Below are 23,620 nucleotides of genomic sequence, written 5' to 3'. Positions count from 1 at the left end.
CCCGGCGGACGCCGGGATGAGGGGTAGCTGAGGCCCCACGCTTTGACACGCGCCCCATCTGGGCCTAACGCGCCCTCGTGCCTGTCTTTGACCTTTCCGAACTGCCCGCCGCCTGTCCGCCCAACACCCCGTGGCTGGGTCTGGATCTGGGCGAGAACACCATCGGCGTCAGCGTGTCCGACACCGGCCGCATCATCGCCAGCCCGCTGGAGCTGATCCGCAAGACCAAGTTCAGCCAGGACGCCGATCAGCTATTCAGGATCATGGACGGCCGCAAGGTCTCGGCGCTGGTTATCGGCCTACCGCTGAACATGGACGGGACCGAGGGGCCGCGCGCCCAGTCGTGCCGCGCCTTCGCCCGCAATCTGGAGCGGTTCCGGCCCGTCAACGTGGCCTTTCAGGACGAGCGCCTGTCGACCACCGCCGTCGAGCGGTTCCTGATCGACGAACTGGACCTGACCCGCAAGCGCCGCGCCGATGTGGTGGACCGCACCGCCGCCGCCTGGATCCTGCAAGGCGCGCTGGACCGGCTGCGCGGCTGAGATGGCCGCCATCATTGCAGGCGTCCTGCCGGTCTTCCTGCTGCTGGCGCTCGGATATGGCCTGAAGAAGTCGGACTATCTGCCCGACGCCGCCTGGCGGCCGATCGAGAAGCTGGCCATCAATGTCCTTTATCCCGGCTTCCTGATCCCGGCGATCTGGAACGCGGACCTGTCGGGATCGGCCGCGGGCGCGGCAGGCGCCGCCGCCGTCACGGTGTCCATCATCATCTCGGCCCTGACCCTGCTTTCAAAGCCTCTGCTGCCCCTCAGCGGCCCGGCCTATACCAGCGTCTTTCAGGGCATGATCCGCTGGAACAGCTTCGTCTTCCTGCCGGTCGTTCAGGCGACATTCGGACCAGCAGGCGTCGGCCTGGCCGCCGTGGTCATCGCCGCCATGATCCCGGTCAGCAACATCCTGAGCGTCGTCGTCCTGGCCAAATGGGGCGCGGGCCAGCACGGAGCCTCGCCCAAGGCCCTGTTCCGGGCGATGATGTCCAACCCCATCCTGCTGGCCTGTCTGCTCGGACTGGCGCTGAACTTCTCGGGCGCGCCGCAGCCGCCCGGCGTGGCCGAGACGCTGCAACTGCTGGGATCGGCCGCCCTGCCTCTGGGCCTGATCGTGGCGGGCGCGGGCCTCAGCTTCCGTGAACTGGCTCGCACGCGGGTGACGGTGGGCGCCGTGGTCGTGGTCAAGATGATCGTGACGCCGCTGGCCATGTGGCAACTGGCGCGCCTGTATGGCGGCGATGAGATGGCGCAGGGAATCGCCCTGTTGTGCGGCGCCGCGCCCGGCGCCGCCTCGGCCTATGTGCTGGCCCGCCAGATGGGCGGAGACGCCCCGCTGATGGCCGGGATCATCGCGGCGACGACGGTATTCTCGGTCATCGGCATTCCCGCGGCCCTGCTGCTATTCCATCTGGCCTGAGTCCCGCCTATAGCCACGTCTCAATGACCCATGCAGCGCCCGTCTCCGACCTCATCAAGGAACGGCTGACGCCGTTCCCCCGCGACCACTTCCTCGCCGCCGGAGACCTCCATCCGCCGGCCGCCTTGGCCTTGCTGGACCTGGCCGACGCCTTCGTCGACTTTAACCGGCAGTCGGCCAAGGGCGTCGACCTGATGCGCGGCCAGACGGTCGTGAACCTGTTCTTCGAGAACTCGACGCGGACCAGCTCCTCCTTCGAGATTGCGGCCAAGCGCCTGGGCGCCGACGTCGTGACCATGCCGGTCGCCTCTTCCTCGGTGAAGAAGGGCGAGACGCTGATCGACACCGCCGTGACGCTGAACGCCATGAAGCCGGAGATTCTGGTGGTGCGCCATGCGTCCTCGGGCGCGGTGGACCTGCTGTCGCAGAAGGTCGGCTGCGCCGTCGTCAACGCGGGCGACGGACGCCATGAACACCCGACGCAGGCCCTGCTGGACCTGCTGTCCATCCGCCGCGCCTTCGGCGACGTGGGCGGGCTGACGGTCGCCATCTGCGGCGACATCGCTCACAGCCGCGTGGCGCGCTCGAACGTCGCCCTGCTGCAGATGATGGGCGCGCGGGTTCGGTTGATCGGGCCGCCGACGCTGGTGCCGGGCGACGCCGACCGCTGGGGCTGCGAGGTCTTCCACGACATGAAGGACGGCCTGAAGGGCGTTGACGTCGTGATGATGCTGCGCCTTCAGCTTGAGCGGATGGCGGGCGCCCTGATCCCCTCGACGCGCGAGTATTTCCGCTTCTGGGGTCTGGACCGCGAAAAGCTGGCCTGGGCCGCGCCGAACGCCAAGGTCATGCACCCCGGCCCGATGAACCGGGGCGTGGAGATCGATTCCGACGTGGCCGACGACCTGAGCGTCTCCCTGATTCAGGATCAGGTCGAGATGGGCGTCGCCGCCCGTATGGCCGTTCTGGCCGCCCTCGCCCACCGCCGCGCGGGAGGCGCCGCATGACCGCCGCTCAATCTCAGCCCATCGCCATCATCAACGCCCGTCTGCTGGACCCGGCCAGCGACTATGACGGCCCCGGCGCGGTCCTGATCGAGAACGGCCGCATCGTCGAGGTCATCCACGGACAGGCGACGCAACGCCCCGACGGCGTGCAGATCATCGACGCCGAGGGCCGTTGCCTGGCGCCCGGCCTGATCGACATTCGGGTCAAGACCGGCGAGCCCGGCAACGAGCCCAAGGAGACGCTGAAATCGGCCAGCCTGTCGGCGGCGGCGGGCGGCGTCACCACCATCGTCGTCCAGCCCGACACCGACCCGGCCATCGACGACCCCGCCCTGATCGACCACATCCAGCGACGCGGCGCGGCGCTCGATCTGGTCCACGTCCGCGCGGCGGGCGCGGCGACGCAAGGCCGCGACGGCGAGCGCATGGCCGAGATCGGCCTGATGCACGAGGCGGGCGCCCTCTATTTCACCGACGGCGACCGGGTGATCCGCAACACCCGCACCCTGCAACGGGTGATGTCTTACGCCGCCTCGTTCAACGCCCTGATCGCCTGCCGCCCGACCGAGCCGTGGCTGTCGGAGGGCGCGGTCGCGACCTCAGGCGAACTGGCGACGCGGTTGGGCCTGTCGGGCGCGCCCGCCATCGCCGAGCGCATCCAGCTGGAGCGCGACCTGGCCCTGGTCGAACAGACCGGCGCACGCTTTCTGATCGACCAGATCTCGACCGAAGGCGCGCTGGAGACGCTGGCTCGCGCCCGTGCGCGAGGGCTGGAGGTCGCGGCTTCGGCCTCGATCAACCACCTGTGCTTCAACGAGATCGACATCGGCGACTACCGGACCTTCTACCGGCTGGACCCGCCGCTGCGCGCCGAGAGCGACCGGCAGGCCCTCGTCGAAGCGGTGCGCGACGGCCTGATCGACGTCATCACCTCGGCCCACTGTCCTGAGCCAGCCGAGAACAAGCGTCGCCCGTTCGCAGAGGCCGAGCCGGGCGCCGTGGGTCTGGAGACCCTGCTGCCCGCCGCCCTGATGTTGCACCACGAATACGGCGTCGACCTGCTGGACGTGCTGCGGCCGCTGACTCAAGGCCCAGCGGCCCTGCTGGGGCTGGAGGCCGGTGAGCTGTCGCAGGGGTCGCCTGCCGATCTGGTGCTGTTTGACGCCGGTGCGCCGGTGGTGATCGACGCCTCGACCCTGCGCTCCAAGTCGAAGAATTCGCCCTTTGACGGCCGTCGACTGCAAGGGAAGGTCTTGCTCACCGTCGTCTCGGGCCGCATCGTCCACGACGCACGTTAAGGGGAGCGAATCATTTGCAGGATCTAGCGGGGCCGGCGCTCCTTACGCTCGGGCTTGTGGCTGTCGGCGGATACCTGCTGGGCTCCATTCCGTTCGGCGTGGTCCTGACCCGCGCGGCGGGTACGGGCGACGTGCGCAACATCGGCTCGGGCAATATCGGCGCGACCAACGTCCTGCGCACCGGACGCAAGGATCTGGCCATCGCCACCCTGATCCTGGATGCAGGCAAGGGCGCGGTCGCCCTGCTGATCGCGCGGCATCTGCTGGGGACCGATGTCGCGGGCGCCATCGCCGGCGGCGCAGCCTTCCTGGGCCACCTGTTCCCGGTATGGCTGGGCTTCAAGGGCGGCAAGGGAGTGGCGACCTTCTTCGGCCTGATCCTGGCCGCGTGCTGGCCGCTGGGTCTGCTGGCGGCGGCGACCTGGCTGATCATGGCCTTCGCCCTGCGCTATTCCTCGCTGTCCGCCCTGGTGGCGGCGGCGCTGACGCCTCTCTACGCCCTGCTGCCCCTGCCCGCGCTGGGCCTGCCGGCGCCGCAGCCCATCTTCATCATGGCGGTCTTCACCGCCGTGCTGATCTTCATCCGGCACCATGAGAACATCGGCCGCCTGCTGAAGGGCGCCGAGCCCAAGATCGGGGCGAAGAAGGCGTGACGCCGCTGTCGGAGGCCGAGCGTTTCGCCCGCCTCCGGCTCGCCCGGACCGATCGCGTTGGCCCTGTGGCCTTTTCCCAGCTGTTGCAGCGGTTCGGTTCGGCCGAACGCGCGCTGGACGCCCTGCCCGACCTGATCCGCAGTCGAGGACGCAGCGGTTATTCCATTCCCGCGTCTGAGACCGTCGAGGCCGAATTGGAAGCGGGCGCCCGCATCGGCGCGCGGCTGGTCCTGTGGGGCGAGGCCACCTATCCCGAAGCCCTGGCCGCCGTCGATCCGCCGCCGCCCCTGCTGTGGACCCTGGGCGATCCGGCGCTGATGCAGCAGCCCTGCATGGCCATCGTCGGCGCCCGCATCGCCTCGGCCGGCGGTCAGCGCATCGCGCGAGGGCTAGCCCAGCAGTTGGGCGAGAGCGGCCACGTCGTCGTCTCGGGCCTGGCGCGCGGCGTCGATGCGGCGGCGCACCTGGGCGCGCTGGAGACCGGCACCGTCGCGGTTCTGGGCGGTGGCGTGGATGACGTCTATCCACCCGACAACGCCGATCTGTACCGCCAGATCGTCGAGCGCGGCTGCATCGTCTCGGAAAGCCCCGTGGGCGCACGGGCCCAGGCGCGCGACTTCCCGCGCCGCAATCGCATCATCTCGGGCCTGTCGCGCGGCGTGGTGGTGGTCGAGGCTGAGATTCGCTCCGGCTCCCTGATCACCGCTCGGCTGGCGGGCGAACAGGGCCGAGACGTCTTCGCCGTACCGGGCTCGCCGCTGGACCCACGCTCCAAGGGGCCGAACGAGCTGCTGCGTCAGGGCGCCATTCTGTGCGAGGGGATCGAAGACATCGAGCGGGCCTTCGCTTCCTTGAGGACGCTGCGCGAACCGCCCGCTGATTCGCCGTTCGATGCGGGATCGCAGGATCAGATCGACAATGAGGTGCTGGACCGCGTCGAGGCCCTGCTGTCGCCGACGCCCATCGCCCGCGACGAACTGGCGCGCGCGGCCAGATTGTCAATTGCGGAAACAGCCGCCGCCCTGCTGGAGTTGCACCTGGCAGGGCGGGCGACCTTGCTGCCCGGCGGCCTGGCCTCGACCTAGGCCGGCGCGGCGCGGCGCGCCATGTCCGCCGCGCTTTCCAGAAGTCCGGCCAACCGCTCATCCCCGTCCCAGCGGGCCATTCCGGCCAGTTCCGTGGCCATGGCGGCCACATACTCCCGAACCGGATAGTCCGTCAGATCAGGGCTCGCCGCCTTGCGGCGCCGCTGCGCTGTCTTGTTCATCGTCAACCCTCCCGAGAACGCCTGAGAGGAACACAACTCAAGGAGGTTTGTAAACTCACGTTACCCGGAAAGGTTGCCGTTATAAAATGCGCCGATTGACTTCCGCTCTCGCCGCAACCACGTTCGCGCCCCGTTTTCCCCGATAGAGCGCCATGAATCTCGTTATCGTCGAGAGCCCCGCCAAGGCCAAGACCATCAATAAATACCTGGGCTCGGACTATAAGGTTCTGGCTTCCTACGGCCATGTCCGCGACCTGCCGTCCAAGGACGGCTCGGTGCTGCCCGACGATGACTTCGCCATGCACTGGGAGGTCGACGCCAAGGCCTCCAAGCGCCTGTCCGAGATCGCCGAGGCCGCCAAGGCCGCCGACCGCGTCATCCTCGCGACCGACCCCGACCGCGAGGGTGAGGCGATCAGCTGGCACGTTCTGGAGATCCTGAACAAGAAGAAGGCGCTGAAGGACACGGACGTCCAGCGCGTCACCTTCAACGCCATCACCAAGTCCGCCGTGCTGGAGGCCATGGCCAACCCGCGCCAGTTGGATATGGAGCTGGTGGACGCCTATCTGGCGCGCCGGGCGCTGGACTATCTGGTGGGCTTCAACCTGTCGCCGGTGCTGTGGCGCAAGCTGCCGGGCGCCCGCTCGGCCGGGCGCGTCCAGTCGGTCGCCCTGCGCATCGTCGTTGACCGCGAGATGGAGATCGAGCGGTTCAAGGCCCAGGAATACTGGTCGATCGAGGCTGACCTGATCGCCGACAGCCCGCCCTTCACCGCTCGTCTGGTCAAGCACGAAGGCAAACGCGTCCAACGCCTGGACATCGTGTCCGAAGCGATGGCGACGGCCGCGCGCGAGGCCGTCCACAGCGGCGACTTCACCATCAAGTCGGTCGAGAAGAAGCCGACCAAGCGGTCCCCCGCCCCGCCCTTCACCACCTCGACCCTGCAGCAGGAAGCCGCGCGCAAGCTAGGCTTCACCGCCCAGCGCACCATGCAGGCGGCGCAGAAGCTGTATGAAGGCGTCGACGACACCGGCGGCCTGATCACCTACATGCGTACCGACGGCGTCTTCGTGACGCCCGAGGGCATCGCCCAGGCGCGCGAGGCCATCGGCCAGCGTTTCGGCCCGGCCTATGTCCCGGCCGAGCCGCGCTATTACAAGACCAAGGCCAAGAACGCCCAGGAAGCGCACGAAGCCATCCGTCCGACCAACATCCTGCGCAGCCCCGACACCCTGCGGCTCGATAGCGATCTGCAGCGTCTGTACGAACTGATCTGGAAGCGGATGATCGCCTCGCAGATGGAATCGGCGCGTCTGGACCGCACCACGGTCGAGATCGAAACGCCGGACGGCCAGACCGGCCTGCGCGCCACGGGTCAGGTCGTCGCCTTCGACGGCTTCATCGCCGCCTATGAAGAAGGCCGCGACGAAAAGCAGAAGGGCGCCGAAGAAGACGAGGACGAAGGCGGCCGCCTGCCTGCGCTGAAGGAAGGCGCCAAGGCCAAGGTCGAGGCGATCCGCACCGATCAGCACTTCACCGAACCGCCACCGCGCTTCTCGGAAGCCACCCTGGTCAAGAAGCTGGAAGAGCTGGGCATCGGCCGTCCGTCGACCTACGCCTCCATCCTGACCACCCTGCGCGACCGCGAATACGTCCGCATGGACAAGAACCGCTTCTATCCCGAGGACAAGGGACGGCTGGTCACGGCCTTCCTTGAGCAGTTCTTCGCCAAATGGGTCGAGTACGACTTCACCGCCGCGCTGGAGACCCAGCTGGACGAAGTGTCGGCAGGCGATCTGGACTGGAAGACCCTGCTGCGCCGCTTCTGGCAGGACTTCCACGCTGCGACCCAAGCCGCAGGCGAACTGCGCACCACGGCCATTCTAGACCACCTGAACGAGGCGCTGGGCCCGCACATCTTCCCCGACAAGGGCGACGGTTCGGACCCGCGCGAATGCCCCCTGTGCCATCAGGGGCAACTGAGCCTGAAGACCAGCCGCTTCGGCGCCTTCATCGGCTGCTCGCGCTATCCGGAGTGCAAATACACCCGTCCGGTGGCCTCGCCTGACGCGGCCGACGGCGGCGCCGAGAGCGGCGACCGCGAACTGGGCGTCGATCCGGCGACCGGCCAGCCCGTGCACCTGAAGATCGGCCGTTTCGGCCCCTATGTCGAAACCACGCCGCCGGATGCGGACAAGCCCAAACGCTCGTCCCTGCCCAAGGGTTGGTCCCCGGCCTCGATCGACCTGGAGAAGGCGCTGCGCCTGCTCAGCCTGCCGCGCGACGTGGGTCCGCACCCCGAAGACGGCAAGATGATCACCGCCAGCCTGGGCCGCTACGGCCCGTTCGTGGCGCACGCCGGCACCTACGCCAACGTCGCGGACATCGAGGAAGTGTTCGACGTCGGCCTGAACCGCGCCGTGGCCCTGCTGGCTGAAAAGCGCGCGGGTCGTGCAGGCCGCGCCTCCGCCGCCGCGCCGCTGAAGGAGCTGGGCGCCCACCCGGAAACGGGCGAAGCCGTTCAGGTCATGGCCGGTCGCTACGGCCCCTATGTCAAGTCGGGCAAGATCAACGCCACCCTGCCCAAGGGCACGGCGCCCGAGGACATGACGATGGAGGCCGCCCTGCCTCTGCTGGCCGCCAAGGCCGGCGCCGCGCCGAAAAAGAAGGCCCCCGCCAAGAAAGCCCCGGCGAAAAAACCTGCGGCGAAGAAGGAGCCTGCGGCCAAGAAACCGGCCGCGAAGAAAGCCCCCGCCAAGAAGGCGGCCAAGGCTGCGGACGCTGAATAAGACAAAGCGCCCTCGTTCTCACGAACGAGGGCGTTTTTTCTACCGCCCCGCGACCAACTCATTGCGGACGCGGCGGCCCAGGGGATCACGGCCCGGCCAGCTCTCCCCCACGGAAGCCTCGACATAGGGCGTGCAGAAGCGCGAGATGATCATGCGCGGGCGGATTTCGTTCAGACAGACGCGATCCCCCTCACGCGCCCAGCGCGCGGTCAGGCGGCGGCCATCCGAAAACAGGGCGCGATAACCGCCGTCGCGGTCGAACCAGTGCTTGACCCAATCGCCGTCAGGATAGTGGGAAACGACCGTATTGCCGAAGGCCGCCTGCATGGCGTCGGCGTTTCCGCCGCTGCCCGATGCTGAAGCGCTCACAGGCGCGGCCAACATCAGCGTGATCAACACGGCTGCGCGCATTCGGCGTCCCTCTCCCAGTCGTATTCCCAGTCCCGAGGCGGACCATACAGGCCGAAACGCCGTTGCCAAGCAGCCCGTTCCGAACGGAAATACTTGACTGAGGCGTAGGGCCTTCTTTATACGGCCGCAGGCTCGGAACAGGACTGGCGATGCGCGCCGCCCGCTCGCCCAAGAGGGGCGGTTCCGTCAGCTGAAGGCGTTTGCGAACGCTATCCTCCGTCCCTTCAGGACTGCATGACTGAATTTTCCAAGCTGGGCCTTTCGCCCACGACCCTGCAAGCGGTCGCCGATACCGGCTACACGACCGCCACGCCGATCCAGGAACAGGCCATTCCCGTCGCCCTCGCCGGACGCGACGTCCTCGGCATCGCCCAGACCGGCACCGGCAAGACAGCCGCCTTCACCCTGCCCATGGTCGACCGCCTGGCCTCGGGCCGCGCCCGCGCCCGGATGCCGCGCGCCCTGGTGCTGGCCCCGACCCGCGAACTGGCCGACCAGGTCGCCGAAAGCTTCGCCAAATACGCCAAGGGCACCAAGCTGAACTGGGTGCTGCTGATCGGCGGCGTCTCCATGGGCGACCAGGTCGCCGCCCTGAACAAGGGCGTGGACGTGCTGATCGCCACGCCGGGCCGCCTGCTCGACCTGTTCGATCGCGGCAAGATGCTGCTGACCGGCGTCGAGCTGATGGTGGTCGACGAAGCCGACCGCATGCTGGACATGGGCTTCATCCCGGACATCGAGCGCATCTTCAAGCTGACGCCGCCGCGTCGCCAGACCCTGTTCTTCTCGGCCACCATGCCGCCGGAGATCACCCGCCTGACGCAGCAATTCCTCAAGGATCCGACCCGGATCGAGGTCTCGCGCCCGGCCACGACCGCCGACACCATCACACAGCACATCACCCGCCTGCCGACCTCGGACCCCAAGGCCAAGCGCACCGCCCTGCGCGCCCTGGTCGAGCGCGGCGAGGTCCAGAACGGCATCGTCTTCTGTAACCGAAAGTCGGAAGTCGACATCGTCGCCAAGTCGCTGCAGGTCCACGGTTTCGACGCCGCGCCGATCCACGGCGATCTGGACCAGTCCCTGCGGATGAAGACCCTGTCCGATTTCCGCAGCGGCGCGCTGAAGCTGCTGGTCGCCTCGGACGTCGCCGCGCGCGGCCTGGACATCCCGGCCGTCAGCCACGTCTTCAACTATGATGTCCCGCACCACGCCGACGACTACGTCCACCGCATCGGCCGCACCGGCCGCGCCGGCCGTCTGGGCGAGGCCTTCATGATCGTGACGCCATCCGACGACAAGTCGTTGGACAAGGTGCTGAAGCTGATCAAGAAGGAACCGGTCGAACTGCCGCTGGACGGCATCGACTTCGCCTCCATCCAGGACCGCCCGCGCGACGACAGCCGCTCGGGCCGTGGCCGCGGCCGCAGCGACCGCCCCGAACGCGGCGAGCGTAGCCGTTCGCGCAAGACGGTCGACGCCCCTCCGGCTGAAGTCGCCGAAGCCGTCGCCCCCGTCACGGCTGAGGTCGTCACGCCCAAGACAGAAGACGCTCCGCGCCGTTCGCGCGGCCGCAAGAAATCCGACGAGCGCGCCCCTGCGGCGGCCTCCGCCGTCGCCTCCGCACCCAAGCCAGCTGCGTCCAAGTCCGCCGGCGAGATCCGCGGCAGCGCTTTCGGTGATGATGTGCCGGCGTTCCTACGGCGACCGGTGATTTTTGCTGATTAACGCCACGATTCTTGATTTAACTCTGCGTTACGGAAGGCCGGGCTAACCTCCTGGCCTGAACTTTCCAGGGGCGCTTCAAGGCATGACCACCCAGGTCGAAACCACGGTCCGCAGTCCAGAAGCCTATGCTCTGGCGCACCGTGCTGTGGACGCTATGCAAGAGGCTGGCGTCTGGCCGACCCCGCTGAACTTCGAGCTCTGGCTGCATTATCTCAGTGCGCCCGACAGCCCGCTAAGCCAGGAGATGGCGCGCCTGCTGGCCAGCGGCGCGCCCTTCTCCGACACTACGGCCGAGATGTTGGCCGCCGAGTTCTTGCCCCGCAGCCGCCTGTCCGAAGAGATTCGCGACGCAGGCGCCGTGCTGAACCGCGAACTGGCGGCGGTGGCTGCGGCCATCGACAAGGCGCGCGAGAGCCAGGCCGATTACGGCGACACCCTGGCCCAGGCGGCGGACCGCATGGCTTCGGCGCCCGACACCGACAGCCTGGGCGTCATCGTCTCCTCGCTCAGCGACGCCACGCGGCGTATCCGGCGCCATACCTCGGCGTTGGAGCGTCGTCTGGAATCCTCCAACCGCGAAGTCGTCAAGCTGCGCGACCATCTGGAGCAGGTTCGTCGCGACGCCATGACCGACGCCCTGACCAACCTGGCCAACCGCAAGGCGTTTGACGAACAACTTCAGCGCATGTGCGACGAAGCCGAGGCCGATGGAACGCCCATCGGACTGGCGCTGATCGATATCGACCACTTCAAACGCTTCAACGACACCTGGGGCCATCAGACGGGCGACCAGGTGCTGCGCTATGTCGCCAGCGTCCTGGCCCGCATCGCGCGCGCGCCGCGTATCGCCGCCCGCTATGGCGGTGAAGAGTTCGCCGTCATCTTCCCGCGTGAGACGGCAGGCGCCGTCGAGGCCGCCCTGAACGCCGCTCGCGAAGAGATCGCCTCGCGCAGCCTGCGTCGTCGTTCGACCAATGACGACCTGGGCGCCGTGACCATTTCCGTCGGCTTCGCCCTGCGCCACTCTGGCGAAGCGGCGTCACAGTTCCTGGGGCGCGCCGACGAAGCGCTCTACGCCTCCAAGCGCACGGGCCGCAACCGTGTCACCAACGCTGAATTAACAGCCTCCGCGGGCGCCTGAGCCTCGCCTCAGTAGGACAGGCGTAGACCCACCGACAGGGTGCGCGGCGGTGCGTAGCCGGCCACCCCGCCCGCAGTCTCGGACACCTCGACCTCAGCGTTGAACAAGTTGTCAGCCGCCACCCACAGCAGGGTCCGGGATCCGGCGCGCCATTCCGCGCGGGCGTCGACGGTGACGGCGGCGTCCAGCACACGGCTGTTCAGATCATCCTCGAACCGCTTGCTTTCATAGCGGGCCTGCATCGACAGGCCGAGCCGGTCCGACGCCTGCCAGTCCAGTCCTCCGGTCACGCTCCAGATCGGCGCCTGAGCGGGCCGCAGTCCCGTCAGCTGCGGCGCCGCTGAACCGCCGTCCATGCGGGCGTCGGTGATCGACAGAGCGCCGTTCAGGGTCAACCCGCCTCGCAGCGCCTGACGCGCCGTCAACTCCACGCCCTTTGCCTCGATCGTCCCGGCGTTCTGGCGCTGACGCAGCACGCCGCCCGCCGGAACAAAGCCCGCCCGCGGAAAGGTTCCCGGCCCCTCAGCGATGGTGACGTTGACGATGGCGTCCTCGATCCGGTTCCAGAACAGATTGACGCCGAGGGCCGAGATCGGCCCCTCGAAGACCAGACCCGCCTCGATCCCTTGCAAGGTCTCGGGAACAAGGGCTGCATTGGCCTCGGTCAGGTCGTTGCCGACGCGGAACGGGCGGTGCAACTCATTCAGACTCGCTGAGCGAAAGCCGGAATAGGCCGCAGCCCGCGCCGCCCAGCCGCCGCCGATGAACCGCCGCGCCGCCAAGCGGGCGCTGACCACCTCGCCCGAGCGATCAGGATCGCTTTCGTCCAGCGTAGGCAGGCCTGTGGCGCGGTCCCACTCTCGTCGCTTGCCGTTCTCATTGCGCCAACCGTCCAGGCGCAGCCCGCCCGCCACCAGCCACCGGTCGTCGCTCCATGACCCTTCGCCATAGAGGCCCGCGACGGAGGTCTCGCCGCCGGCAATCCGGTCACGGGTGAAGGCGCCCTGCATGAAGCGGAAACGCTCACGCGTCTCGCCCTCGTTGAAGCGAGCGTCGGCGCCCAGCTCCCATTCCAGCCGTCCTCCGGCGATATCTCGCGCCGAGCGACGCAGGGCCGCGTTGACGCCCCACCCGGTCGCTGGCGTTTCATACTGGTCATTGGCGGGCGTGGTTCCGCTGCGGTCAGGCGACACGGCGACGGAGGTGTTGGCGAAGTCGCTTTCGCGTCGCCACGCCTGAAGCCGCCAACCATAGCGCCCTTCGTCCGGCCTGCGCGCCGCCGTGGCGGACAACAGGTGGCCGCTGGCGCTGGATCGCGCGCCCGCCAGACCTGAGCCGCGCTCTTCGTCATAGATGGACCCCCGCAGCGACAAACTCGCCTCGCCCAGCGGCGCATCCAGCCGCAGGGCCGCCGCGCGCGCCTCCAGATCCAGCGGCGTATCCGCCGCCCCGGCCGCCGCTCCGCGCACAGGGGTATAGCCGTCGCTGGTCTCATACAGGGTGGACGCCGTCAGCCGCGCCCGTCCGATATCGAACCCGCCGGAGCCGGCCAGCCGCGCCCCTCCCCGTTCGGCGACCGAGGCTGACAGCACGCCGCCGCGTTCTCGCTCGCGCAACTGGATCACGCCCGTCAGGGCGCCCGCGCCATAAGGACCGGCTCCGGCCCCACGCACGATGTCGAGGTTCTCCAGACTCTCCGTTGGCAGTTGCGACCAGATCACCCAACCGCCGAAAGGATCGTTCATCGGCACGCCGTCCAGCGTCACCAGCGTCCGCCCTGCGCCCGACGGCGCAATGGCGCGCAGGGATATCCCTTGCGTCGTCGGATTGGCCGCCAGACTCGAAGTGCGTCGGAACAGGGACACGGCCGGAACCGCGCTCAGGGCCTCGTCCAGCCGGTCAGCGCGCGCCAGCGTCTCTTCGTCCAGCCGAATGACCGAAAAGGCCGCCTCGCCCGCCGCAGGCGGCAACCGCGCCGCCGTCACCACAACCTCGTCAACGACGTGCGCCTGAAACTCGATCAACGCTGAACTCCCTGCCAACCGCTCGGCGACCGGATCAGGGATAGTCGATGCCGTCAGGCTTGTCGTCTGCCGAGCTTCAGCATCCGCGCGTCAAATGACCGCCGCCCGAGAAGGCCTCAGCCCGCAATCACGCTCAAACGGCGCCGCCGGTCGAGGCGCTGAACAGCAGCGCCAGAACACCGCGAACGATCAGGCCAAGCGCCATCACGCCGACCGTGGCGCCGATCAGAAACACCGCGCGAAAATGCCGGTGCAAGAAATAGAGGATATCGCCTGCCATCTGCGTCAATCCAAAAGGTTAACAGCATGATGACACACGGTTCGGCGAAAACCGCAACAAGCGTTCGTGATCAGACCAGGCGGCTCTGCACCAGGGCCGCCGCGACGAAGCTGGCGAACAGCGGGTGCGGAGCGAACGGGCGGCTGCGGTATTCGGGGTGATACTGCACGCCGATGAACCAGGGGTGATCCTTGCGCTCGACCGTCTCGGGCAGCACGCCGTCCGGCGACAGACCGGCGAAGAACAGCCCGCCTTTTTCCTCCACCGCCTCGCGATAGTTGATGTTCACCTCATAGCGGTGACGGTGGCGCTCGTTGATGTCGGTCTGGCCGTAGATCTCGGCGATCTTGGAGCCGGGCGCCAGGGTCGAGGCGTAGGCGCCCAGACGCATGGTGCCGCCCAGATCGCCGCCCTGTTCACGCTTCACGCGCTCATTGCCCTGGACCCATTCGGTCATCAGGCCGACGACAGGTTCGTCCGCCGGGCCGAACTCGGTCGAGGTCGCCTTGGGATAGCCCGCCAGGTTCCGCGCGGCCTCGATCACCGCCATCTGCATGCCGAAGCAGATGCCGAAATAGGGAATCTTGCGCTCGCGGGCGTAACGCGCCGCCTCGATCTTGCCCTCGGCCCCACGCTCGCCGAAACCGCCGGGCACCAGGATGGCGTGAGCGCCTTCCAGACGTTCGGCGCAAGCCTGCGGGTCGCCGGCGAAGGTGTCCGCCTCGACCCAGTCGATGTTGACCTTGGCGTTGTTGGCCACGCCGCCGTGCTGCAGGGCCTCGATCAGCGACTTATAGGCGTCCTTCAGCACGGTGTACTTGCCGACCACGGCGATGTTGACCTCGCCGTCCGGATGCAGGCGGCGACGCACGATCTCGTTCCAGCCGGACAGCTCCGGCTCAGGCGCGTCGGTCATGCCGAAGTGGGCCAGCACCTGCGTGTCCAGGCCTTCGCGGTGATAGTCCAGCGGCACGGCGTAGATGTCGGCCGAGTCCATCGCCTGAATGACGCTGTCCGGGCGGACGTTGCAGAACTGGGCGATCTTGCGCTTCTCGTCAGCCGGGATCGGCGCTTCGGAGCGGCACAGCAGGATGTCGGGCTGGATGCCGATGGAGCGCAGCTCCTTGACCGAGTGCTGCGTCGGCTTGGTCTTCATCTCGCCGGCGGTCTTGATGAAGGGCAGCAGCGTCAGGTGAACGAAGCACGACTGCCCGCGCGGCAGATCCTGCTCCAGCTGACGGATCGCTTCGAAGAAGGGCAGCCCCTCGATGTCGCCGACCGTGCCGCCGATCTCGACCAGGACGAAGTCCACATCCTCGCCGCCGTCCGTCTTGGCCGGGTTGAGGCAGAACTGCTTGATCTGGTCGGTGACGTGCGGAATCACCTGAACGGTCGCGCCCAGATAGTCGCCGCGACGCTCTTTCTCGATGATCGTCTGATAGATGCGGCCGGTCGTGATGTTGTCCGACTTGGCCGCCGAGACGCCGGTGAAGCGTTCGTAGTGGCCCAGGTCGAGGTCCGTCTCAGCGCCGTCGTCGGTCACGAAGACCTCGCCGTGCTGATAGGGGCTCATCGTGCCCGGATCGACGTTGAGATAGGGGTCCAGCTTTCGCAGGCGGACCTTGTAGCCACGCGCCTGCAGAAGAGCGCCGAGAGCGGCGGAGGCGAGGCCTTTTCCAAGAGAGGAAACCACGCCGCCGGTGATGAACACATAGCGAGCCATGGGCGGACACCTTACTCCATGATTCGTCCTGCGCGGAGAGGCTCAGGAAAAATCCAACTGTTGATCAAAAGAAGAAAGCGCGCCTTGCGGCGCGCTTCCCCAAACTCGATGGCGGCGACGCCCTTATTGAGCGGGCGCGCCCTGGCCGGCCGGCAGGCTGGCTTCCAGATCGTCCAGCGACGGGGCGACCGGAGCGGCCGGCGTCGCCGGTGCGGCTTCGGGCGTAGCCGGCGCCGTCTGCTGAGGCTGGTCCACGGCGATGGAGCCGACCGCATCGGCGTCGATCACCGAACGCGACCCACGCGCATAGTTGCCCGCGATCGTCAGGCTGATGGCGCAGACGAAGAAGGCGATCGCCAGGATCGACGTGGTGCGGGTCAGCAGATTGCCTGCCCCGCGCGCCGTCATGAAGCCCGAAGGACCGCCGCCCATGCCCAGGGCGCCGCCCTCGGAACGTTGCAGCAGGATCACGGCCGACAGGGCGACCGAGATCAGGATCATGGCGACGAGCAGAATGGTCTGGAGCATGGCGTCATTCATGTGGGCGCAGAAGCGCGCCGATCAAGCGGCCGCCTCTAACATTGATGGAGAGTTCGGGCAAACGCTCAGGCGCGCGGTCAAACTGCGCGGATGATGCCCAGGAAGTCTTCAGCCTTCAGCGAGGCGCCGCCGACCAGGGCGCCGCCGACCTCGGCCACGCTCAGGATCTCCTTGGCGTTCGACGGCTTGACCGAGCCGCCGTACAGGATCGGCGCGGCGCGGCCGCCCTCGCCCAGCTTGGCGACCATGGCCGCGCGCACGGCGGCGTGGACTTCCTCGATCTGCTCCAGCGTCGGTGTCAGACCGGTGCCGATGGCCCAGACCGGCTCATAGGCGACGGCGAACGCCTTGCCCGCCAGCGAGGCCGGAAGCGAACCGGCGACCTGACGGCTGACGACCTCGACCGCCTGCCCGGCTTCGCGTTGCTGAAGCGTCTCGCCGATGCAGATGATCGGCTCCAGACCGGCGGCCAGGGCGGCCTCGACCTTGGCGGCGACGTCGGCGTCGGTCTCGCCGAATCCGGCGCGGCGCTCCGAGTGGCCGAGAATCATCAGACCGGCACCCGCATCGCGGACCATCTCGGCCGAGACCGAGCCGGTGTAGGCGCCCGACGTCTCGACGTGGCAGTCCTGCCCGCCGATTTCGACGACGCCGCCCTTCAGGGCCTGCGCCATGCGGTCGATCAGAGTGGCGGGCGGGCACAGGGCCACGCGACAGGCCGCAGCCTGCGCCTTCAACGCCTTCTCGAGGGTTTCAGCCTCGGCCAGGCTCGCGCCCAGGCCGTTCATTTTCCAGTTGCCGGCGACCAGCTTCACAGATTGTTTCATGCGGCCTGTCTAGTGGCGACGGCGGCGGAAGCCAAGATGTCGTCAAGCCTCACTTGCAGCGGCGGCCCTGCACCCCCTATACGCGACCCTTGGCGCCCTTTCGACGCCGGCCCTCGTCAGGTTCTTCTTAGATGATCACGCACTTCCGCAACTTCGCCAAGTCCAAGTGGGCTGGGGGCCTGTTCGCCCTGATCATTCTCAGCTTCCTGATCGTCGGGGCCCAGTCCGACATCTTCGCCAGCCTGGGGCCGCGCCATATCATCAGCGCCGGCGACCGCAGCGTCGATTCCAACCAGTTCCGCGCCGATTTCGAGCGCGTGCGCGCCAATCTGCAGGAGCAGGCCGGCCGCCCCGTCAGCTATGACGACATGGTCAAGGAAAACCTGCACCAGCAGTATCTCGACAGCCAGACCCAGCGTCTGGGCTTCTTGTCGTGGGCCTGGAAGAACGGCATCCGCCCCGGCAAGGAGCTGGTGCTGGCGGAAATCCGCAAGATTCCGGCCTTCTTCAACCAGATCACCGGCCAGTTCGATCAGGACCTCTACGCCCAGGCTCTGGCGCAACAGAACCTGACCTCGGAAATGCTCGAGCAGGACCTGCGCGACCAATACGTCACCGCTCACGTCGGCTCGGCCGTCTTCGCCGGCCTCCAGGCGCCGCGCGTCTACGCCGCCCTGCTGGCGGGCCAGGCGCTGGAAACCCGTGACGGTCGCTGGTTCTCGGTCACTCAGGACATGGCCGGCCGCGCGGGCGCCCCGACCGACGCCCAACTGACCGCCTTCATGAAGGAAAACGAGGCGCGTCTGCGCAGCCCCGAGTTCCGCATGATCTCCCTGGTGCTGTTCACGCCAGGTCCGAGCGACGCGCGCCCGACCATCACTGAAGAACAGATTCAAGAGCGCTATGAGTTCCGCAAGGCCGCCCTGGCCGATCCGGAGAAGCGCACCTTCGTCACCCTGACCGTTCCGACCAAGGAAGCCGCCGACAAGATCGCCGCCGATCTGCGCGCCGGCAAGAATCCGGCCGAGGTCGCCAAGGCCAACAACATCCAGCTGGGCGACTACAAGGGCACGCCGCAGGCCGCCGTGGGCGACCCCGCCGTCGGCGCCGCCGTGTTCGGCCTGGCCGTCGATCAGGTTTCGGCGCCGATCCAGGGTCGTCTGGGCTTCACCGTCGCCAAGCTAGCCGCCATTCAGGCCGGTCAGGCCGTGACGCTGGAAAGCGCCCGCCCCGCCCTGGTTCAGGAACTGCAAGCTGAAGCCGTCAAGGCCGCCACCTACGCCAAGGTCGAACAGTTCGAAAAGGCGCGCCAGGAAGGCAAGAACCTGGCCGACGCCGCCACGGCCGCCAAGGCCCGCGTCATCCAGCTGCCGCCCTTCACCCAGCAAGGCCAACTGCCGGACGGCCAGCCGATGAACGCCCCGCGTCAGGTTCTGGAAAGCGCCTACACCCTGACCAAGGGCGGCGAGAGCGACGTGATCGACGCCGGCGACGGCCAGTACTTCGCCGTCCGCCTGGACGACATCCGCCCGTCGGCCCTGCCGACGCTGGAAGAAGTCCGCGCCCCGCTGGGTCAACAGTGGACCCTGCGTGAGAACGCCCGCCTGCTGTCGGCCAAGGCCGAGCAACTGGCCGGACGCGTCCGCGCCGGTGAAGACATCGCCAAGGTGGCCGCCGAAGCCGGCGCCCCGCTGACCGTCCGTACGGGCGTGCAGCAGAGCCGCGAGTCGCAGGCCCAGGTCGGCGACGGCGTGCTGCGCGGCCTGTTCGGTCAGAGCAAGGGTCAGGTCTTCTCCGACGCCCAGTCGCAGACCGCCTTCGTCGTCGGCCGCGTGGACGCCATCCACGCCGCCAACCCGGCCCTGGCCGCGCCGCTGGCTGAACAGGCCCGCCCGCGTCTGACCGAAGAGCTGGCCAACACCCTGGCCGACCGCACCATCGCCGCCGCCGCCGCACGCACTAAGTCGCGCAACGACCCGGCCCTGGCTCTGCAAGCCCTGGGCGTGGAGGCTGCGGCCGCTGCGCCCGCGGCTCCGGCTGCGCCCGCTCCCGTCAAGAAGTGATGCACGAAGAACGCGACGCCTTCATCGCCGGCCTGACGGCCGGCCGCCCCCAGGTTCTGGTCCGCCGCCTGGTCGATGATCTGGAAACCCCCGTCTCGGCCTTCCTGAAGGTCGGGCACGGGCGGCGCTACGCCAGCCTGTTCGAGTCGGTCGAAGGCGGCGCCGTCAACGGCCGCTATTCCTTCGTCACCCTGTCGCCGGACGTGGTCTGGCGCTGCCGGGACGGCAAGGCCGAGATCGCGCGCGGCGCCGACGTCCTGTCGGAGACCTTCACCCCGGAAGACAGACCCGCGCTGGAATCCCTGCGCGCCCTGATCGCGGCGACGAAGTTCGAGCTGCCTGCCGATCTGCCGCCGATGGCCGCCGGTCTGTTCGGTGTCTTCGGCTACGACATGGTGCGGCTGCTGGAGCCGCTGGGCGCCGCAAACCCCGATCCGCTGGACCTGTCCGACGCCGTGATGGCCCGTCCGGCCCTGGTCGCAATCTTCGATTCAGTGAAGCACGAGATCGTCCTGATCTCTGCGGCCTATCCCGATACGGCGGCCGATCCGAGCCAAGCCTACGCCGCCGCCGAAGCCCGGCTGGAGGATTTTGAGGACCGCCTGCGCGGCCCCCTGCCCATCCAGCGCGAAGTCGAGCCGGTTCCCGCCCCCGACTTCCACTCCGACGTCGATGAGGCCGCCTTCGGCCGCATGGTCGCGCGGGCCAAGGACTACATCGCCGCCGGCGACATCTTCCAGGTCGTGCTGGCGCACCGCTTCTCGGCGCCCTGGAGCCAGGACCCGTTCGCCTTCTATCGGTCGCTGCGTCGCGGCAACCCGTCGCCCTATCTGTTCTTCCTCGATTACGTGGATTTCCAGTTGGCTGGGTCCAGCCCGGAAATCCTGGTCCGGCTGAAGGACGGTCGCGTCACCATCCGTCCGCTGGCGGGCACCCGTCCGCGCGGCGCCACGCCCGATCAGGACAAGGCGCTGGAAGTCGAACTGCTGGCCGATCCCAAGGAGCGGGCCGAGCACCTGATGCTGCTGGACCTGGGCCGCAACGACGTGGGCCGCGTCTCGACGCCCGGCTCGGTCGAGGTGACGGAAAGCTTCGTGGTCGAGCGCTACAGCCAGGTCATGCACATCGTCTCCAACGTGAACGGGGCGGCTGATCCCAAACTGGACGCGGTGGACACCCTGTTGGCCGCCCTGCCCGCCGGCACGCTTTCGGGCGCGCCCAAGGTGCGGGCCATGGAGGTCATCGACGAGCTTGAGACCGAAAAGCGCGGCGTCGGCTACGGCGGCGGCGTCGGCTACATCTCGGCCAATGGCGAGGCGGACATCTGCATCGTCCTGCGCACCGCCATGTTCGCGAAGGGCCAGATCTTCGTCCAGGCGGGCGCGGGCGTCGTCGCCGACAGCGACCCGGCCGCCGAATATGCCGAAACCCTGGCCAAAGCCCGCGCACCGATGAAGGCAGCTGCGGAAGCTTGGCGTTTCACCGCCACCACTCGCGGCCAGGGCGCCGGCGGATCAGTCTAAGGATTGGAAACCGTGGAACCCTGGTCAAACGACACGCCGGGGCCCACGACCATGGTTCCGGCCAGTAGGACCGCCGCTGTGGCGGCGAAGGCGGCTGCGGCAAGCAGGCGCAGGGGTTTCGGTTGTTCCGCCGGGGCCTCGTTCAACAGGGCGCGGGCGTCACGAATGGCTTCGATGGGGGTCAAGACGGATTTCTTCCGATGGCGATGCTCCTGTATCGCCCGGACAGCTTAACGTCCGCTTTCAATCGGCCCGCCCGCATTCCATGTTTGGGCCACCCTGCCTCCCCGTCCTAAGAAGCCTTCGCCATGATCCTCGTCGTCGATAACTACGACAGCTTCACCTACAATCTCGTCCACTACCTCGCAGAGCTGGGCGCCCAGACGCATGTCGTCCGCAATGACGACCTGACCGTCGAAGAGGCCTGGGCGTTGCAGCCCGAGGCCGTCCTGTTGTCGCCCGGTCCCTGCGCGCCGGATCAGGCGGGCATTTGCCTGTCGCTGATCGAGACGGCCGCCGAGACCATGCCGATCCTGGGCGTCTGCCTTGGCCACCAGTCGATCGGTCAGGCTTTCGGCGGCGAGGTGGTGCGCGCAAAGACCCTGATGCACGGCAAGACCTCGCCCATCCTGCACGAAGGGCTCGGCGTCTTCGGCGGCCTACCCTCGCCCTTCACGGCGACGCGCTATCATTCGCTGGCCGTGCGCCGCGAAACCCTGCCCGACGCGCTGGAAGTCACCGCCTGGACCGAGGACGGCGAGATCATGGGTCTGTCGCACCGCACGCGGCCGATCCACGGCGTCCAGTTCCATCCGGAATCCATCGCCACGGAACACGGCCATGCGATGATCGCCAACTTCCTCGATCTGGCGGGCGTCAAGAGATTGGCGAACGTGTGATGGACAGCATCAAGCCCCTGCTGGCCAAGCTGGTCGACGGACAGGTGCTGACCCTGGATGAGGCCAAGAGCTTCTTCGCCGCCTGCTTGCGCGGCGAGCCGACCCCGTCCCAGGTCGCCGCCGCCGTCACCGCCCTGCGCATCCGTGGCGAGACTGTGGACGAGATCGTCGCCTTCGCCAACGCCATGCGCGAGGCCGCCCTGTCGCTGAACCACCCGTTCGATCAGGTGATCGACACCTGCGGCACCGGCGGCGACGGCCAACACACCTACAATGTCTCGACGGCGGCCTCTTTCGTGCTGGCGGGCGCGGGGCTGAAAGTCGCCAAACATGGCAACCGCGCCATCAGCTCCAAATCCGGTTCGTCCGACGTGCTGGCTGCGCTGGGCGTCAATCTGGACGCCACGCCCGCCCAGCAGGCGCGGGCGCTGGATCGGGCGGGCATCGCCTTCCTGTTCGCCCCGACCTATCACGGGGCCATGCGCCACGTCGGGCCGGTGCGCGGCGAGATCGGTTTCCGCACCGTGTTCAACCTGCTGGGGCCGCTGTGCAATCCGGCCGGCGCGACGCATCAGGTCATGGGCGTCTATGATCCCGCCCTGCTGGAGCCGCTGGCCGAGGTTCTGGGCCGACTGGGCGCCCAGCGCGCCTGGACCGTCAACGGTCAGGGTCTGGACGAACTGACCACCACAGGCCCGACCGAGGTCGCGGAATGGAAGGACGGCGCCGTGCGCCGCTTCACCGTCACGCCCGCCGACGCCGGGCTGCCCCTGGCCACGCTGGATGACCTGCGCGGCGGCGACGCCGAGCATAATGCGGCGGCCCTGACCGCCCTGCTGGCGGGCGAGCGCGGGCCTTATCGCGACATCGTCCTGCTGAACGCCGCCGCCGCCCTGGTGGTCGCCGGGCGGGTCGAAGACCTGAAATCGGGAGCCGAACGGGCCGCCGCCGTCATCGATGACGGACGCGCCGCCGCCGCCCTGGCTGAACTGGTGCGCGTCTCCCACGCGCCGATCGAAGACGAGGACGCCTGATGAGCGACGTTCTGGACCGCATCGCCGCCTACAAGCGCGAAGATGTCGCCGCCCGCAAGGCCGCCGTTTCGCAGGACGCGATCGAGGCCCGCGCGAAAGAGGCCTCGCCCCCGCGCGGTTTCCGCGCCGCTCTGGCCGGCCGTTTCGCTGAAACCGGCCGCCCGGCCCTGATCGCCGAGATCAAGAAGGCCAGCCCCTCCAAGGGCCTGATCCGCGCCGACTTCAACCCGCCCGCCCTCGCGCAGGCCTATGAACGCGGCGGCGCATCCTGCCTGTCCGTCCTGACCGACGGCCCCAGCTTTCAAGGCGACGACGCCTATCTGACCGCCGCGCGTGCGGCCGTCGCCCTGCCCTGCCTGCGCAAGGATTTTCTGGTCGATGCGTGGCAGGTCGCCGAGAGCCGGGCGCTGGGCGCCGACTGCATCCTGATCATCATGGACATGGTGGACGACGCCCTGGCCGCAGACCTGCTGGCCGAGGCGACCCGCTGGGGCATGGACGCCCTGATCGAGACGCACGACGCCGACGAAATGGCCCGCGCCGCCAAGCTGGTTCAGGGCCGCGACGACGCCCTGATCGGCGTCAACAACCGCTCGCTGCGGACCTTCGAGGTCGATCTGGCGACGACTGAGCAACTGGCGGCGCTCAGCCCAGACGGCGCGCTTCTGGTCGCCGAAAGCGGCCTGTTCACGCCGCAGGATGTGGCTCGCGTCACCAAGGCCGGCGCCCGCGCCCTGCTGGTCGGCGAAAGCCTGATGCGTCAGCAGGACGTGGAGGCGGCGACGCGGGCCTTGCTGGCCTGAGTCCTTATAAACCCGCTCATCCCGGCGGAGGCCGGGACCCAGTAAGAACCGCGCGCGCAGTTTTTTAGTGAACCGAGCTTGGGGCGGCCACGGTCGTGCCCTTGGCCAAAGCACTGGGTCCCGGCCTCCGGGGCGGCCTCGGT

At 68.2% G+C, this 23,620-nt stretch carries 22 protein-coding genes; 14 read left to right on the top strand and 8 right to left on the bottom strand.

The features are described 5' to 3' along the window. The first annotated feature begins 77 nt into the window (after window positions 1-77). From ruvX to dprA, 6 genes are read left to right on the top strand one after another with little or no spacing between them, the layout of a single operon-like run. Window positions 78-542, top strand: a complete 465-nt coding sequence (gene ruvX, locus FM111_RS11955; RefSeq protein WP_087141169.1) for a Holliday junction resolvase RuvX — start codon at window positions 78-80, stop codon at window positions 540-542. A 1-nt stretch (window position 543) separates the two neighbouring features. Further along, window positions 544-1,467, top strand: a complete 924-nt coding sequence (locus tag FM111_RS11950) for an AEC family transporter (protein WP_087141168.1) — start codon at window positions 544-546, stop codon at window positions 1,465-1,467. Window positions 1,468-1,490: 23 nt separating this feature from the next. After that, window positions 1,491-2,474: an aspartate carbamoyltransferase catalytic subunit gene (locus FM111_RS11945; RefSeq protein WP_087141167.1), complete on the top strand. Its 984-nt coding sequence runs from the start codon at window positions 1,491-1,493 to the stop codon at window positions 2,472-2,474. Beyond that, window positions 2,471-3,772, top strand: a complete 1,302-nt coding sequence (pyrC, locus tag FM111_RS11940) for a dihydroorotase (RefSeq protein WP_087141166.1) — start codon at window positions 2,471-2,473, stop codon at window positions 3,770-3,772. Before FM111_RS11945 ends, pyrC begins: the two co-directional genes overlap by 4 nt. A 14-nt stretch (window positions 3,773-3,786) precedes the next feature. After that, the gene (gene plsY / locus FM111_RS11935; RefSeq protein ID WP_087141165.1) at window positions 3,787-4,425 is read left to right on the top strand and encodes a glycerol-3-phosphate 1-O-acyltransferase PlsY; all 639 of its coding nucleotides are present in this window, start codon (window positions 3,787-3,789) and stop codon (window positions 4,423-4,425) included. Next, on the top strand, window positions 4,422-5,510 hold the full coding sequence (dprA, locus tag FM111_RS11930; RefSeq protein WP_087141164.1) for a DNA-processing protein DprA: 1,089 nt from the start codon (window positions 4,422-4,424) through the stop codon (window positions 5,508-5,510). Before plsY ends, dprA begins: the two co-directional genes overlap by 4 nt. Here the strand turns inward: dprA and FM111_RS11925 are convergent. Further along, window positions 5,507-5,692, bottom strand: a complete 186-nt coding sequence (locus FM111_RS11925; RefSeq protein WP_087141163.1) for a hypothetical protein — start codon at window positions 5,690-5,692, stop codon at window positions 5,507-5,509. The two genes, dprA and FM111_RS11925, sit on opposite strands and share 4 nt — an antisense overlap. A gap of 152 nt (window positions 5,693-5,844) precedes the next feature. Here FM111_RS11925 and topA point away from each other — a divergent pair, with 152 nt between their 5' ends. Next, window positions 5,845-8,481, top strand: coding sequence for a type I DNA topoisomerase (gene topA / locus FM111_RS11920; RefSeq protein ID WP_087141162.1), 2,637 nt, complete (start codon window positions 5,845-5,847; stop codon window positions 8,479-8,481). 39 nt (window positions 8,482-8,520) lie between these two features. Here the strand turns inward: topA and FM111_RS11915 are convergent, their stop codons facing one another. Next, window positions 8,521-8,892 (bottom strand): hypothetical protein, encoded by a 372-nt coding sequence (locus tag FM111_RS11915; RefSeq protein WP_087141161.1) that lies wholly within the window; start codon window positions 8,890-8,892, stop codon window positions 8,521-8,523. Window positions 8,893-9,126: 234 nt separating this feature from the next. Here FM111_RS11915 and FM111_RS11910 point away from each other — a divergent pair, with 234 nt between their 5' ends. Further along, window positions 9,127-10,620, top strand: coding sequence for a DEAD/DEAH box helicase (locus FM111_RS11910; protein WP_087141160.1), 1,494 nt, complete (start codon window positions 9,127-9,129; stop codon window positions 10,618-10,620). A gap of 82 nt (window positions 10,621-10,702) precedes the next feature. After that, window positions 10,703-11,761, top strand: coding sequence for a GGDEF domain-containing protein (locus FM111_RS11905; RefSeq protein ID WP_087141159.1), 1,059 nt, complete (start codon window positions 10,703-10,705; stop codon window positions 11,759-11,761). A gap of 8 nt (window positions 11,762-11,769) precedes the next feature. Here FM111_RS11905 and FM111_RS11900 read toward each other — a convergent pair whose 3' ends face one another. The 5 genes from FM111_RS11900 to tpiA form a co-directional block, all read right to left on the bottom strand. Further along, window positions 11,770-13,785, bottom strand: a complete 2,016-nt coding sequence (locus FM111_RS11900) for a TonB-dependent receptor (RefSeq protein ID WP_087141158.1) — start codon at window positions 13,783-13,785, stop codon at window positions 11,770-11,772. A 133-nt stretch (window positions 13,786-13,918) separates the two neighbouring features. Next, on the bottom strand, window positions 13,919-14,065 hold the full coding sequence (locus FM111_RS16395; protein WP_179205090.1) for a hypothetical protein: 147 nt from the start codon (window positions 14,063-14,065) through the stop codon (window positions 13,919-13,921). A gap of 70 nt (window positions 14,066-14,135) precedes the next feature. Then, the gene (locus tag FM111_RS11895) at window positions 14,136-15,788 is read right to left on the bottom strand and encodes a CTP synthase (protein ID WP_087141157.1); all 1,653 of its coding nucleotides are present in this window, start codon (window positions 15,786-15,788) and stop codon (window positions 14,136-14,138) included. Window positions 15,789-15,911: 123 nt separating this feature from the next. After that, window positions 15,912-16,316, bottom strand: a complete 405-nt coding sequence (secG, locus tag FM111_RS11890) for a preprotein translocase subunit SecG (protein WP_256968245.1) — start codon at window positions 16,314-16,316, stop codon at window positions 15,912-15,914. A gap of 89 nt (window positions 16,317-16,405) precedes the next feature. After that, a complete protein-coding gene (tpiA, locus tag FM111_RS11885) occupies window positions 16,406-17,155 on the bottom strand; it encodes a triose-phosphate isomerase (protein ID WP_087141155.1) in 750 nt (249 codons plus the stop codon). 131 nt (window positions 17,156-17,286) lie between these two features. On the opposite strand from tpiA, the gene FM111_RS11880 reads away from it, so the two are divergent. Together FM111_RS11880 and trpE are read left to right on the top strand one after the other, a co-directional pair. Then, a complete protein-coding gene (locus tag FM111_RS11880; protein WP_087141154.1) occupies window positions 17,287-19,218 on the top strand; it encodes a peptidylprolyl isomerase in 1,932 nt (643 codons plus the stop codon). Further along, window positions 19,218-20,741, top strand: coding sequence for an anthranilate synthase component I (gene trpE, locus FM111_RS11875; RefSeq protein WP_087141153.1), 1,524 nt, complete (start codon window positions 19,218-19,220; stop codon window positions 20,739-20,741). Before FM111_RS11880 ends, trpE begins: the two co-directional genes overlap by 1 nt. On the opposite strand, the gene FM111_RS11870 is transcribed toward trpE, so the two are convergent. After that, window positions 20,738-20,926, bottom strand: coding sequence for a hypothetical protein (locus FM111_RS11870; RefSeq protein WP_087141152.1), 189 nt, complete (start codon window positions 20,924-20,926; stop codon window positions 20,738-20,740). The two genes, trpE and FM111_RS11870, sit on opposite strands and share 4 nt — an antisense overlap. Window positions 20,927-21,049: 123 nt before the next feature. Here FM111_RS11870 and FM111_RS11865 point away from each other — a divergent pair, with 123 nt between their 5' ends. From FM111_RS11865 to trpC, 3 genes are read left to right on the top strand one after another with little or no spacing between them, the layout of a single operon-like run. Further along, window positions 21,050-21,640: an anthranilate synthase component II gene (locus FM111_RS11865; RefSeq protein WP_087141151.1), complete on the top strand. Its 591-nt coding sequence runs from the start codon at window positions 21,050-21,052 to the stop codon at window positions 21,638-21,640. After that, a complete protein-coding gene (gene trpD, locus FM111_RS11860; RefSeq protein ID WP_256968244.1) occupies window positions 21,637-22,674 on the top strand; it encodes an anthranilate phosphoribosyltransferase in 1,038 nt (345 codons plus the stop codon). Before FM111_RS11865 ends, trpD begins: the two co-directional genes overlap by 4 nt. Continuing rightward, the gene (gene trpC, locus FM111_RS11855; protein ID WP_087141149.1) at window positions 22,674-23,477 is read left to right on the top strand and encodes an indole-3-glycerol phosphate synthase TrpC; all 804 of its coding nucleotides are present in this window, start codon (window positions 22,674-22,676) and stop codon (window positions 23,475-23,477) included. The genes trpD and trpC overlap by 1 nt, the downstream gene beginning before the upstream one ends. Window positions 23,478-23,620 lie beyond the last annotated feature (143 nt).

Origin of the sequence: Brevundimonas diminuta 3F5N (assembly GCF_900163625.1) — a bacterium.
GTDB lineage: Bacteria > Pseudomonadota > Alphaproteobacteria > Caulobacterales > Caulobacteraceae > Brevundimonas > Brevundimonas diminuta_A.
Note: the sequence above shows the minus strand (reverse complement) of the source record. Positions and strands in the feature narration are given on the sequence as shown.